Annotated in this window: 12 protein-coding genes and 1 pseudogene; 11 read left to right on the plus strand and 2 right to left on the minus strand. The window is 67.7% G+C overall.

Features of this window, described 5'->3' with window-relative positions; all coding sequences use genetic code 11:
• Positions 1-118 precede the first annotated feature (118 nt).
• Together P9A17_RS30290 and P9A17_RS30295 are read right to left on the minus strand one after the other, a co-directional pair.
• Positions 119-340: pseudogene (locus P9A17_RS30290) on the minus strand (HNH endonuclease); the annotation flags it as partial.
• Between the two features lie 39 nt (positions 341-379).
• On the minus strand, positions 380-1585 hold the full coding sequence (locus P9A17_RS30295) for a serine hydrolase domain-containing protein (RefSeq protein WP_278042498.1): 1206 nt from the start codon (positions 1583-1585) through the stop codon (positions 380-382).
• A gap of 122 nt (positions 1586-1707) precedes the next feature.
• Here P9A17_RS30295 and pyrR point away from each other — a divergent pair, with 122 nt between their 5' ends.
• The 11 genes from pyrR to coaBC all read left to right on the plus strand — a co-directional run bounded on the left by pyrR (position 1708) and on the right by coaBC (position 13229).
• Positions 1708-2289, plus strand: coding sequence for a bifunctional pyr operon transcriptional regulator/uracil phosphoribosyltransferase PyrR (gene pyrR / locus P9A17_RS30300; protein WP_278042499.1), 582 nt, complete (start codon positions 1708-1710; stop codon positions 2287-2289).
• Complete coding sequence (locus P9A17_RS30305; protein WP_278042500.1) at positions 2286-3233, plus strand: aspartate carbamoyltransferase catalytic subunit; 948 nt, start codon at positions 2286-2288, stop codon at positions 3231-3233. The genes pyrR and P9A17_RS30305 overlap by 4 nt, the downstream gene beginning before the upstream one ends.
• Complete coding sequence (locus tag P9A17_RS30310; protein ID WP_278042501.1) at positions 3230-4522, plus strand: dihydroorotase; 1293 nt, start codon at positions 3230-3232, stop codon at positions 4520-4522. The genes P9A17_RS30305 and P9A17_RS30310 overlap by 4 nt, the downstream gene beginning before the upstream one ends.
• Complete coding sequence (locus P9A17_RS30315; RefSeq protein ID WP_278042502.1) at positions 4519-5022, plus strand: transporter; 504 nt, start codon at positions 4519-4521, stop codon at positions 5020-5022. Before P9A17_RS30310 ends, P9A17_RS30315 begins: the two co-directional genes overlap by 4 nt.
• Complete coding sequence (gene carA / locus P9A17_RS30320) at positions 5019-6146, plus strand: glutamine-hydrolyzing carbamoyl-phosphate synthase small subunit (protein WP_278042503.1); 1128 nt, start codon at positions 5019-5021, stop codon at positions 6144-6146. The genes P9A17_RS30315 and carA overlap by 4 nt, the downstream gene beginning before the upstream one ends.
• A 3-nt stretch (positions 6147-6149) precedes the next feature.
• On the plus strand, positions 6150-9488 hold the full coding sequence (gene carB / locus P9A17_RS30325; protein ID WP_278042504.1) for a carbamoyl-phosphate synthase large subunit: 3339 nt from the start codon (positions 6150-6152) through the stop codon (positions 9486-9488).
• 2 nt (positions 9489-9490) lie between these two features.
• On the plus strand, positions 9491-10303 hold the full coding sequence (pyrF, locus tag P9A17_RS30330; protein WP_278042586.1) for an orotidine-5'-phosphate decarboxylase: 813 nt from the start codon (positions 9491-9493) through the stop codon (positions 10301-10303).
• 394 nt (positions 10304-10697) lie between these two features.
• Positions 10698-11018, plus strand: coding sequence for an integration host factor, actinobacterial type (gene mihF, locus P9A17_RS30335; protein ID WP_278042505.1), 321 nt, complete (start codon positions 10698-10700; stop codon positions 11016-11018).
• 8 nt (positions 11019-11026) lie between these two features.
• A complete protein-coding gene (gene gmk / locus P9A17_RS30340) occupies positions 11027-11638 on the plus strand; it encodes a guanylate kinase (protein WP_278042506.1) in 612 nt (203 codons plus the stop codon).
• 30 nt (positions 11639-11668) lie between these two features.
• Positions 11669-11968 carry a DNA-directed RNA polymerase subunit omega gene (rpoZ, locus tag P9A17_RS30345; RefSeq protein ID WP_278042507.1) on the plus strand — a complete coding sequence of 100 codons (300 nt, stop codon included), beginning with the start codon at positions 11669-11671 and terminating at the stop codon, positions 11966-11968.
• 13 nt (positions 11969-11981) lie between these two features.
• On the plus strand, positions 11982-13229 hold the full coding sequence (gene coaBC, locus P9A17_RS30350; protein ID WP_278042508.1) for a bifunctional phosphopantothenoylcysteine decarboxylase/phosphopantothenate--cysteine ligase CoaBC: 1248 nt from the start codon (positions 11982-11984) through the stop codon (positions 13227-13229).
• Positions 13230-13252: the final 23 nt, after the last annotated feature.

Genomic DNA, 13252 nt, shown 5'->3' on the forward strand with positions numbered 1-13252 from the left:
CCCGCGGACTTCAACGCCTCTACGGCGTCAGCCCCCGACATCGGCTCGTCAGTGCTCACATCCATCGATACTGCTCCATTCACTAGGAGCCACAGCTACACAAACCATCTGACACGCCCTCATGGCGAGCCAACGCAATCTCCGACGCCAGCCCTTTCCCACGCTTCTTGGCCGCCAGCCCGGCGGCCTGCTCGGCCGCGGCACGCTTGGCTGCCCACAACGCGGTCGCCCGGGCTTGCGCGACCGCAGCTTTCGACTTCAGCTCCTCGAGGTGTTCGACGAGGATCCGCAGGTCCCTCTCGGACGCCTCCGGATCTACTTCGAACAAATGTTCGATCACAAAACCGACCCTACACCCCAGCGCCGACAAGTTCGGGTCCTAGAGCTCCAGGCCCTGATACGTGGCGCGGACAAACTTCGGCTGTGCCGTCTGCAACTTGGCCAGCGACGTGTTGCCCGCCACGGCAGCGGCCGCATCCGCCGTCAGATTCGGCAAGTTCTGGATCAGATAGATCAGGATGACGTCAGCGGAAGGATCTGCCTGCCACCACGTTCCGTAGGCGCCCGGCCAGGAGAAGGACCCCAATCCGCCCGGACCGAACAGCTGACGCGACTTCGCCGGATCGGTGACCACCGACAGGTTCAGCCCGAAGCCGCGGCCGATCCAGAACGGCGCGCCCAGGAAATCGTGCCGCTTCTGCTCATCGGTGAGCCGATCGGTGCGCATCGCGACGACCGACTCCTCGGACAGCACTCGCACGCCGTCGAGAGTTCCGCCGGCCAACAACATCCTCGCGAACGCCAGATAATCGTCGACCGTCGACCACAATCCCGCTCCGCCCGTGCAGAACGGGGGATCGACGATCGGCGCCGGACCCATCACGTCGTGACGCAGTGTGTTGTCCTTGTCCAGCTGATACATCGTCGCGGCACGACGTCTGCCCTGAGTGCCGACGCTGAAGCCGGTGTCCGACATACCCAGCGGGCCGAGGATCCGTTCGCGGAGCACGTCACTCAACGGTTTTCCCTCGATGCGCGACAACGCGATCCCGAGCACGTCGGTGGCGTGGCTGTAGGTCAAGCGTGCGCCCGGCTGATGGACCAACGGCAATGCCGCGAGCTCGGACAGCCACTTGTCCTGATCCTGGCGGGTCGGGAGTTTGCGGTAGGCGTCCGACAGGGGGCCGAGGACCGAGAACATGTACGCGAGACCGCTTCGGTGCGTCATCAGATCATCGATCGTGATGTGACGCTGCGCGGGAACGGTGCGGTCCAACGGCCCGCGGGGTTCGGCCAGCACGCGCATGTCCGCGAGCTCGGGCAGCCATGTCGCCACCCGGTCGTTCAGCGAGAGCTTCCCCTCTTCAATCAGCGTCATCGCCGCGGCCACCGTGACCGGCTTGGTCATGGACGCGATACGGAAAATGGTGTCCCGCTGCATCGGCAGCCGTGCGTCGACATCGCGATAGCCGAGTTCGTTGACCTGACGCACCTCGCCGGCGTGCCACACCAGCGTCACGGCTCCGGCGAGCAGTCCGGCGTCGATCGCGTCGACGACGGACGCCTTGTTGCGGTCGAGATTCATCGCGCCAGACTAGGGCAGCGCGCAATCGCGATGGCCCAGCACCACCTGCTAAGCTCCCCGCAGTTTTCCGACATCCTTTAACGATCCGTCCCGTGAGGCGGAGAAGGAGGTCCGGCCTACTCGTGGGCGCGCCTGACCAGACCGGTTCCGACCGGGAATTGATGTCCGCAGCGGACGTCAGTCGAACGATCGCCCGCATCGCCCACCAGATCATCGAGAAGACCGCGCTCGACGGTCCCGATGGTCTCCCCGTCATTCTGCTGGGCATCCCGACACGCGGTGTCACCCTCGCCGATCGGCTGGCCCGCAACATCGCCGACTTCAGCGGCACCGAGGTCGCCACCGGAGCGCTGGACACCACGCTCTATCGCGACGACCTGATGAGCAAGCCGCCCAGGGCGCTCGCGGCGACGTCGATCCCCGAAGGCGGCATCGACGGTGCGCTCGTCGTCCTCGTCGACGACGTCCTCTACACCGGCCGCTCGGTCCGTTCCGCTCTCGACGCACTCCGCGACCTGGGCAGGCCGAGGATCGTTCAGCTCGCCGTCCTGGTCGACCGCGGACACCGTGAGCTTCCGATCCGCGCCGACTACGTCGGCAAGAACGTGCCGACGTCCCGCAGCGAGAACGTGAAGGTGCGGTTGACGGAGAACGACGGCCACGACGGCGTTCGCATTGCACCGACGGGAGGTCCGCAAAGGTGAAGCATCTGTTGACCGCGGCCGATCTGAGCCGCGACGACGCCATCGCGATCCTCGACAACGCCGACCGGTTCCGGGAGGCGCTGGTGGGCCGTGAGGTCAAGAAGCTGCCCACCCTGCGAGGCCGCACCATCATCACGATGTTCTACGAGAACTCCACCCGCACGCGGGTGTCGTTCGAAGTGGCCGGCAAGTGGATGAGCGCCGACGTCATCAATGTCAGCGCCTCGGGATCGTCTGTCTCCAAAGGGGAGTCGCTGCGAGACACAGCGCTGACCCTGCGCGCCGCCGGCGCCGATGCGCTGATCATCCGGCATCCCGCGTCGGGAGCGCCGCAACAGCTCGCGGCGTGGACCCACGACGAGCTCGGCGGTCCGTCGGTCATCAACGCAGGCGACGGCATGCACGAACACCCCACGCAGGCATTGCTCGATGCGCTGACGATCCGTCAGCGTCTGGGTTCCGTCGAAGGCAAGCGTGTCGTCATCGTCGGCGACGTCCTGCACAGCCGCGTCGCACGGTCCAACGTCTCGCTGCTGCACACACTCGGCGCCGAGGTCGTCCTCGTTGCGCCGCCCACGCTGCTGCCCGTCGGCGTGGCGGACTGGCCCGTCACGGTGTCTCACGAACTCGACGCGGAGCTCCCGCTGGCCGACGCCGTGCTGATGCTGCGGGTACAGGCCGAGCGCATGAACGGCGGATTCTTCCCGTCGTCGCGCGAGTACTCGGTGCGCTACGGACTGTCCGAGAAGCGGCAGGCGCGGCTGGCCGACCATGCGGTGGTGCTACACCCCGGGCCGATGCTGCGCGGTATGGAGATCGCGTACTCGGTGGCGGACTCTGGGCAATCAGCGGTGCTGCAACAGGTTTCCAACGGTGTCCACGTCCGGATGGCGGTGCTGTTCCACCTCCTCGTCGGATCCGAGCAGGAAGCGATCAGCGCATGAGCGTGCTGTTGAAGTCCGTTCTTCTCTACGGCGAGGGCGAACCGGTCGACGTACTGGTGAGCGACGGTCAGATCGCCGAGATCGGCGAGAGCGTCAGCTCGTCAGAAAACACAGACGTCATCGACTGCTCGGGACAGATCCTGCTGCCCGGCTTCGTCGACCTCCACACGCATCTTCGCGAGCCCGGTCGCGAGTACGCCGAGGACATCGAAACCGGCTCTGCCGCAGCGGCTCTCGGTGGATACACCGCGGTTTTCGCGATGGCCAACACCGACCCGGTGGCCGACACCGCAGTGGTCACCGACCACGTGTGGCACCGCGGTCAAGAAGTCGGCCTTGTCGATGTGCACCCGGTCGGCGCGGTGACCGTCGGTCTCGGAGGCAAGCAGCTCACCGAGATGGGCCTGATGGCGGCGGGCGCCGGGCAGGTTCGGATGTTCTCCGATGACGGTGTCTGCGTGGACGATCCGCTGATCATGCGGCGCGCGCTCGAATACGCCTCGGGCCTCGGCGTGCTGATCGCCCAGCATGCGGAGGAGCCCCGGCTCACCGTGGGTGCCGTCGCGCACGAAGGCCCGAATGCCGCCAAGCTCGGGCTCGCCGGCTGGCCCCGCGCCGCCGAGGAGTCGATCGTCGCCCGCGACGCCCTGCTCGCCCGCGACGCCGGCGCCCGCGTGCACATCTGCCACGCCTCGACGGCGGGCAGCGTCGAACTCGTGCGGTGGGCCAAGGAGCAGGGGATCTCGATCACCGCCGAGGTGACCCCGCACCACCTGCTGCTCGACGACACCCGGTTGCAGACCTACGACGGTCGCAACCGCGTCAACCCACCGCTGCGGGAGGCCAGCGACGCGGTCGCGCTGCGGCAGGCGCTCGCTGACGGTGTGATCGATTGCGTGGCAACAGATCACGCGCCACACGCCGCCCACGAGAAGATGTGCGAATTCGCGAACGCGCGCCCGGGCATGCTCGGCCTGCAGACCGCACTGTCCGTGGTCGTCGAGACCATGGTGAATCCGGGACTGCTTACCTGGCGTGACGTCGCCCGCGTGATGAGTGAGGCGCCGGCCCGCATCGTCGGCCTGCCGGATCAGGGTCGTCCCCTGGAGGTCGGGGAGCCCGCCAACCTCACCGTCGTCGATCCCGACACCAGGTGGACCGTCACCGGACCGACCCTGGCCAGCCGATCGGACAACACGCCCTACGAGGACATGGAGCTGCCCGCGACCGTCACAGTGACGATGCTGCGCGGCAGGATCACCGCCAGGGACGGAAAGGCCGGCGCGTGAACACCCCGACTCTCGTCGCCTCCCTCGTCATGGCCGGCGTGCTCGTGCTGCTGATCGCGGTGCTGATCAACGCGATGATGCGAGGCTGGCGCCACCGCGTCGAGCGGCAGGCGCAGATCGTCGGCACCCTGCCATCGCTGCCCGACACCGTCGGCCCGGCGCTCGTCCCGGCGACCAAGGGCCTCTACGTGGGCAGCACCCTGGTGCCGCACTGGAACGACAGGGTCGCCGCCGGCGACCTCGGGTTCCGCGCGAAGGCCGTCCTGACCCGCTATCCCGAAGGAATCATGTTGCAGCGCACCGGCGCCGGGCCGATCTGGATCCCCGACGACACCATCGCCGAGATCCGCACCGAGAAGAACCTTGCAGGCAAGGCCCTCACCCACGAGGGCATCCTGGCGATCCGTTGGCGGCTCCCGTCGGGCGTCGAGATCGACACCGGCTTTCGCGCCGACGACCGTCGTGACTATCTGAAGTGGATTCCCGAGGAGGTCGCATGACGACACAACAAGCCGTCCTGGTTCTCGAGGACGGAAGGATCTTTGCGGGCACGCCGTTCGGCGCGGTCGGCGAAACGCTCGGCGAGGTCGTGTTCTCGACGGGTATGTCCGGCTATCAGGAGACGCTCACCGATCCGAGCTACCACCGCCAGATCGTGGTCGCCACCGCGCCGCAGATCGGCAACACGGGCTGGAACCGCGAGGACAGCGAGAGCCGCGGCGACAAGATCTGGGTGGCGGGGTACGCCGTGCGCGATCCGTCCCCGCGTGCGTCGAGTTGGCGCGCCACCGGAACCCTCGACGAGGAGCTGCAGCGCCAGGGCGTCGTCGGCATCGCGGGTATCGACACTCGCGCGGTGGTGCGCCACCTACGCAGCCGCGGCTCGATGAAGGCCGGTGTGTTCAGCGGCGCGACGGCGCAGGCCCCCGCAGACGAGTTGGTCGCCCGCGTCCGCGGACAGGTCGCGATGCTCGGCGCCGACCTGGCCGGCCAGGTCAGCACCGACGCCGATTACGAGGTGAAACCCGAAGGGCAGCAGCGTTTCACCGTCGTCGCTCTGGACCTGGGTATCAAGACGAACACGCCCCGCAACTTCGCCAAACGAGGTGTGCGCAGCGTCGTGCTGCCGTCGGCGGCCACATTCGAGCAGATCGCAGCGCTGAAACCTGACGGTGTGTTCCTGTCGAACGGACCCGGCGACCCCGCGACCGCCGACCACGTCGTCGGTGTCACCCGGGAGGTGCTCTCGGCGGGAATTCCGCTGTTCGGCATCTGTTTCGGCAACCAGATCCTGGGCCGGGCCCTGGGGTTGTCGACCTACAAGATGGTGTTCGGCCACCGGGGCATCAACATCCCGGTGATGGATCACGCGACGGGCCGGGTCGCGATCACCGCCCAGAATCACGGCTTCGCGCTCGAAGGGGAGGCCGGTCAGACGTTCGACACCCCCTTCGGCAGTGCCGAGGTCAGCCACACCTGCGCCAACGACGGTGTGGTGGAAGGCGTTCGGCTGGCCGACGGGCGTGCGTTCTCGGTGCAGTACCACCCGGAAGCAGCCGCCGGTCCGCGTGATGCGGAGTACCTGTTCGACCAGTTCGTCGACCTGATGGCAGGGGAGAAGTAGCAGATGCCGCGTCGCTCAGATCTCAACCACGTCCTGGTGATCGGGTCGGGCCCGATCATCATCGGCCAGGCCTGCGAGTTCGACTACTCGGGTACGCAGGCCTGCCGTGTGCTGCGGTCCGAAGGACTTCAGGTCAGCCTCGTCAACTCGAACCCGGCGACGATCATGACCGACCCCGAGTTCGCCGACCACACCTACGTCGAGCCGATCACCGTCGACTTCGTCGAGAAGGTCATCGCCCAGCAAGCCGAACGCGGCAACAAGATCGACGCGCTGCTGGCCACCCTCGGCGGTCAGACCGCACTGAACACCGCGGTCAATCTCTACGAGGCGGGCATCCTCGAGAAGTACGGCGTCGAGATGATCGGCGCCGACTTCGACGCCATCCAGCGCGGCGAGGACCGGCAGAAGTTCAAGGACATCGTCGCCAAGGTCGGCGGCGAATCAGCGAAATCCCGTGTCTGTTTCACGATGGACGAGGTCCGCGAGACCGTCGCCGACGTCGGCCTGCCCGTCGTCGTCCGGCCAAGCTTCACGATGGGCGGTCTCGGCTCGGGCATGGCGTACTCGGTCGAGGACGTCGAGCGGATGGCCGGCGAGGGTCTGGCCGCGTCGCCGACGGCCAACGTGCTGATCGAGGAATCCATCTACGGATGGAAGGAATACGAACTCGAGCTGATGCGGGACCACCACGACAACGTGGTCGTCGTCTGCTCGATCGAGAACTTCGACCCGATGGGCGTGCACACCGGCGACTCGGTGACCGTCGCCCCCGCGATGACGCTGACCGACCGCGAGTACCAGAAGATGCGCACCCTCGGCATCGACATCCTGCGCGAGGTCGGCGTCGACACCGGCGGCTGCAACATCCAGTTCGCGGTGAACCCGAAAGACGGACGGCTCATCGTCATCGAGATGAACCCGCGCGTCTCGCGATCCAGCGCGCTGGCGTCCAAAGCCACCGGCTTCCCGATCGCCAAGATCGCCGCCAAGCTGGCCATCGGCTACACGCTCGACGAGATCGTCAACGACATCACCAAAGAGACGCCGGCCTGTTTCGAGCCCACACTGGACTATGTGGTCGTCAAGGCGCCCCGGTTCGCCTTCGAGAAGTTCCCCGGCGCCGACACCACGCTGACCACGACGATGAAATCGGTCGGCGAGGCGATGTCGCTGGGCCGCAACTTCATCGAGGCGCTCGGCAAGGTGATGCGCTCACTGGAGACCAGCCGGGCGGGCTTCTGGACGGGCGATGACCCTGAAGGCGACGTCGACGACGTGCTGACCCGGCTGCGCACGGCGACCGACGGGCGGCTCTACGACATCGAATACGCGCTGCGCCTGGGCGCGACGGTGGAGAACGTGGCCGAGGCCTCCGGTGTCGACCCGTGGTTCGTCGAGCAGATCGCCGGGCTCGTCGACCTGCGCTCCGAGCTGATCGACGCGCCGGTCCTGGAGGCCGAACTGCTGCGCCGCAGCAAGCACAGCGGACTGTCGGATCGCCAGATCGCCGCCCTGAGGCCAGAGTTGGCGGGGGAGATGGGCGTGCGCTCGCTGCGGCAGCGGCTCGGCATCCATCCCGTCTACAAGACCGTCGACACGTGCGCCGCCGAATTCGAGGCCAGGACGCCTTACCACTACAGCAGCTACGAGCTCGACCCCGCGGCCGAGACCGAGGTCGCCCCGCAGGCGCAGCGGCCCAAGGTCCTGATCCTCGGATCGGGCCCCAACCGCATCGGGCAGGGCATCGAATTCGACTACAGCTGTGTGCACGCCGCGACGACGCTCAGCGCGGCCGGCTTCGAGACGGTGATGATCAACTGCAATCCGGAGACGGTGTCCACCGACTACGACACCGCCGACCGGCTGTACTTCGAACCGCTGACGTTCGAGGACGTGCTGGAGGTCTATTACGCCGAACAGGCATCGGGCGCAGGCGGTCCGGGCGTTGTCGGCGTCATCGTGCAACTCGGCGGGCAGACCCCGCTGGGGCTCGCCGAGCGGCTGGAAAAAGCCGGCGTGCCGATCGTCGGGACCAAGCCGGAGGCCATCGACCTCGCGGAGGACCGCGGACGGTTCGGTGAGGTGCTCACCACGGCAGGACTGCCCGCGCCGCGATTCGGCACCGCGATCAGCTTCGACCAGGCCAAGCGGATCGCCGCCGACATCGGCTACCCGGTGCTGGTGCGGCCGTCCTATGTCCTGGGCGGGCGCGGGATGGAGATCGTCTACGACGAGGAGAACCTGCGCGGCTACATCGAGCGGGCCACGCAGCTCTCCCCCGAGCACCCGGTGCTCGTCGACCGCTTCCTCGAAGACGCGATCGAGATCGACGTCGACGCGTTGTGCGACGGCAGCGAGGTGTACATCGGCGGCGTGATGGAACACATCGAGGAGGCCGGTATCCACTCCGGGGACTCCGCGTGTGCCCTGCCACCGGTGACGCTGGGGCGCAGCGACATCGAGTCGGTACGCCGCGCCACCGAGGCCATCGCATTCGGGATCGGGGTCGTCGGCCTGCTCAACGTGCAGTACGCGCTCAAAGACGACGTCCTCTACGTCCTGGAGGCCAACCCGCGCGCCAGCCGCACCGTGCCCTTCGTCTCCAAGGCCACCGCGATCCCGCTCGCCAAGGCCTGCGCGCGCGTCATGCTCGGCGCCACCATCGCGCAGCTCCGTGAAGAAGGCGTGCTCGCCGCGGCGGGCGACGGCGCCACAACGGCCCGCAACGCACCGGTGGCGGTGAAAGAAGCTGTGCTGCCCTTCCATCGTTTCCGCAAGTCGGACGGGTCGCAGATCGATTCGCTGCTCGGCCCTGAGATGAAGTCGACGGGCGAAGTCATGGGCATCGCCCACGATTTCGGCAGCTCGTTCGCCAAGAGCCAGACCGCGGCGTACGGCTCGCTGCCCGCCCAAGGCACCGTGTTCGTGTCGGTGGCCAACCGGGACAAGCGCTCACTCGTCTTCCCGGTCAAGCGTTTGGCCGATCTCGGATTCAAGATCCTGGCTACCGAGGGAACCGCGGAGATGCTGCGGCGCAACGGAATTCCGTGCGACGAGGTGCGCAAGCATTTCGAGGAACCCAGTCCGGAGCGGCCGGAGCTGTCGGCGGTCGACGCGATCAAAGCCGGTCAGGTCGACATGGTCTTCAACACCCCGTACGGCAACTCGGGGCCGCGCATCGACGGGTACGAGATCCGCTCGGCCGCAGTGTCGATGAACATTCCGTGCGTGACGACCGTGCAGGGCGCGTCGGCGGCCGTGCAGGGCATCGAGGCCGGTATCCGCGGCGACATCGGCGTGATGTCGCTCCAGGAACTGCACAGCGCGCTGGGGTCGTGACCGTGGGCGGGTTCGGTGAGCGGCTTGCGGGCGCCGTCGCCCAACGCGGGCCGCTGTGCCTGGGCATCGACCCGCACCCGGAGTTGCTCCAAGCGTGGGGGCTCGGCGTCGACGCCGACGGTCTGGCCCGTTTCAGCGACATCTGCGTGGCCGCCTTCGAGGGCTTTGCGATCGTCAAACCACAGGTCGCGTTCTTCGAGGCGTACGGGTCGGCGGGCTTCGCGGTGCTGGAGCGCACCATCGCGGGGTTGCGTGACGCCGGTGTCCTGGTCCTCGCCGATGCCAAACGCGGCGACATCGGCTCGACCATGGCGGCCTATGCGGCCGCATGGGCCGGCGACTCGCCGCTGGCATGTGACGCGGTGACGGCGTCGCCGTATCTGGGCTTCGGATCGCTGCAGCCGCTCCTCGACGTCGCGGCGGACCGCGGCCGCGGCGTCTTCGTCCTCGCGGCGACGTCGAACCCCGAGGGCGCTACGGTTCAGCGCGCCGAATCGGGCGGGCGCACCGTCGCCCAGTCGATGGTCGATGCTGCCGCCGCGATCAATCAGCCCGGGTGGCCGGGCTCCGTAGGCGTGGTCGTCGGCGCGACGCTGACCGACCCCCCCGACGTCAGTGCACTCAACGGTCCGGTGCTGGTGCCGGGCGTCGGCGCCCAGGGGGGCCGTCCCGACGCGCTGGCAGGCCTGGGAGGGGCCAGACCGGGGCAGCTGCTGCCCGCCGTCTCGCGCGAGGTGTTGCGGGCCGGACCGGACCTCTCAGCGGTACGCGACGCCGCCGAGCGCCTGCGGGACGCGGTCGCCTACCTGGCCTGAACGCGCGTCGTTACCCGGCCGATGCGTTACCGCGACACGCCCGACACGCGATGACCAGCCAAAATTCTCAGGTCGGCCGAGTGCGTCCCCCGGCTGTGCGGTGCGTCGGCGCCGCCGGGTGCCGCGCCGTCGCGGCCGAAATTCTGCGAAACCACGGATACGCAGGCGCTTTAGAGGACGCTGCGTGCTTCGGGCAGCGCGGCAGCTTTCCGGGCGCGAGGCCCGTGACGTGAGGGCGGTGCGCCCTACACGCTGGGCTTTTGGCGCGATGACAGGGGGGTGGGGTTAGCTTTCGTCAGCGACCGTGGGTACGGTCGTCCACGCTGGCTGGTTCTGGTTCTGCCTCTACCAGCCGAGACAAATCAGTTGATGGTGACGAGACGGAGGAACACCCGTGGCCCTTCCCCAGTTGACCGACGAACAGCGCGCGGCAGCGTTGGAGAAGGCTGCTGCCGCACGTCGAGCGCGAGCCGAGCTCAAAGATCGGCTCAAGCGCGGCGGCACCAACCTCAAGCAGGTCCTGACCGACGCCGAGACCGATGAGGTCTTGGGCAAGATGAAGGTCTCCGCACTTCTGGAGGCACTGCCCAAGGTCGGCAAGGTCAAGGCTCAGGAAATCATGACCGAACTGGAGATCGCTCCCACCCGCCGCCTGCGCGGCCTGGGCGATCGTCAGCGCAAGGCCCTTCTCGAAAAGTTCGACTTCACCTCCTAAGAGAGGTTGTGAGCGAAGGTAGAGGGCCGGACAGCGCCTCCGGGGCCGTGGTCCTGGTGTTGTCCGGCCCCTCTGCCGTCGGGAAGTCCACTGTCGTCCGGTGCTTGCGCGAGCACGTCACGGACCTCTACTTCAGCGTGTCCGTCACGACGCGGGCACCGCGCCCCGGCGAAGTCGACGGCGTGGACTACTCCTTTGTGACGGCAGAACAGTTTCAGCAGCTCATCGATGACGGCGCCCTGCTGGAGTGGGCGGAAATCCACGGTGGGCTCCACCGATCCGGGACTCCCGCCGCGCCTGTCCGCACCGCAGCTTCCGCGGGTCACCCGGTTCTGATCGAGGTCGATCTCGCCGGGGCGCGCGCGGTCAAGCAGGCGATGCCGGAAGCCACGTCGGTCTTTCTCGCCCCGCCGAGCTGGGAGGCGCTGGAGAGCCGCCTGACCGGTCGCGGCACCGAGACGCCCGAGGCGATGGCCCGCCGTCTGGAGACGGCGAAGGCCGAACTGGCCGCCCAAGGGGACTTCGACAAGGTGGTCGTCAACAGTCAATTGGAGTCTGCCTGCGCGGAATTGGTATCCTTGCTGGTGGCCCACGCGCCGCCGCTGCGCGATCAGCCCTAATTTTCAGATCTTTTTCAGGAGAACCTCTACGTGAGCACCCCTTTGACCCCGGTCGACATCGATCCGTCCGCCGCGAGCGCATACGACACTCCGCTGGGCATCACCAACCCGCCCATCGACGAGTTGCTCGACCGCGCGTCGAGCAAGTACGCGCTGGTCATCTACGCCGCCAAGCGTGCTCGTCAGATCAACGACTACTACAACCAGCTCGGTGACGGCATCCTCGAATACGTCGGCCCGCTGGTCGAGCCCGGCCTGCAGGAAAAGCCCCTCTCCATCGCGATGCGGGAGATCCACGGCGACCTCCTCGAGCACTCCGAGGGCGAGTAGTCCAGGCACAACGGTGGCTGCCAAGCAGATCATCGTCGGCGTCGCCGGTGGCATCGCCGCCTACAAGGCCGCGACGGTGGTCCGGCAGCTCACCGAGGCCGGTCATTCGGTCCGCGTCGTCCCGACCGAATCCGCGCTGAAATTCGTCGGTGCCGCGACCTTTGAGGCCCTGTCCGGAAACCCGGTGCACACCGGGGTTTTCGAGGACGTACACGAGGTGCCCCACGTCCGCTTCGGCCAGGCCGCCGACCTTGTCGTCGTCGCCCCCGCCACGGCCGACCTGCTCGCGCGCGCAGTCGTCGGGCGTGCCGACGATCTGCTGACAGCGACGCTGCTGACCGCGCGATGTCCGGTCCTGTTCGCCCCGGCGATGCACACCGAGATGTGGCTCCACCCGGCGACTGTCGACAACGTGGCGACGCTGCGCAACCGCGGCGCGATCGTCATGGAACCCGCGTCGGGCCGGCTCACGGGCGCCGACACCGGACCGGGACGTCTGCCCGAAGCCGAGGAGATCACGACGCTGGCGCAGCTGCTGCTCGCCCGCAACGACGCGCTCCCGTACGACCTCGCGGGCGTCAAGGTCCTCGTCACCGCGGGCGGCACCCGCGAACCGATCGACCCGGTGCGCTTCATCGGCAACAGAAGCTCGGGGAAGCAGGGCTACGCGATGGCCCGGGTCCTTGCCCAGCGCGGCGCCGAGGTGACGTTGATCGCGGGCAATACGGCGGGCCTCATCGACCCCGCGGGCGTGCATGTCACGCACGTCGGTTCGGCGACCCAACTGCGCGACGCCGTCTCCAAGCACGCCCCGGACGCCAACGTCCTCGTGATGGCCGCCGCCGTCGCCGACTTCCGGCCCGCGCACCCGGCGACAAGCAAGATCAAGAAGGGCCCCGACACCACTACGGACCCTGCCATCGAACTGATCCGCAACGACGACGTGCTCGCCGGCGCAGTCCGGGCCCGCGACGACGGACAGCTGCCGAACATGGCCGCGATCGTCGGGTTCGCCGCCGAGACAGGCGACGCCAACGGGGACGTCCTCTTCCACGCGAGGGCCAAGTTGAAGCGCAAAGGATGCGATCTTCTCGTCGTCAACGCCGTCGGGGAGAACCGCGCCTTCGAGGTCGATCACAACGACGGCTGGCTGCTGTCGGCCGACGGTACGGAGACAGCACTGGAGCACGGGTCGAAGACCGTCATCGCTAGCCGTATTGTGGACGCGATCGCGGCTTTCCTGCACACCCGTGCCGGGTAGAGGCGACAAGCCGCAAACGTCAG

Source organism: Mycobacterium sp. 236(2023) (assembly GCF_029623955.1).
Classification (GTDB): Bacteria; Actinomycetota; Actinomycetes; order Mycobacteriales; family Mycobacteriaceae; genus Mycobacterium.

What these genes read in the sequence shown, in the direction of transcription:
- P9A17_RS30295 (WP_278042498.1), bottom strand. Translation starts at nt 1,585, where the DNA reads ATGAATCTCGACCGCAACAAGGCGTCCGTCGTCGACGCGATCGACGCC.
- P9A17_RS30310 (WP_278042501.1), top strand. Translation starts at nt 3,230, where the DNA reads ATGAGCGTGCTGTTGAAGTCCGTTCTTCTCTACGGCGAGGGCGAACCG.
- carA (WP_278042503.1), top strand. Translation starts at nt 5,019, where the DNA reads ATGACGACACAACAAGCCGTCCTGGTTCTCGAGGACGGAAGGATCTTT.
- carB (WP_278042504.1), top strand. Translation starts at nt 6,150, where the DNA reads ATGCCGCGTCGCTCAGATCTCAACCACGTCCTGGTGATCGGGTCGGGC.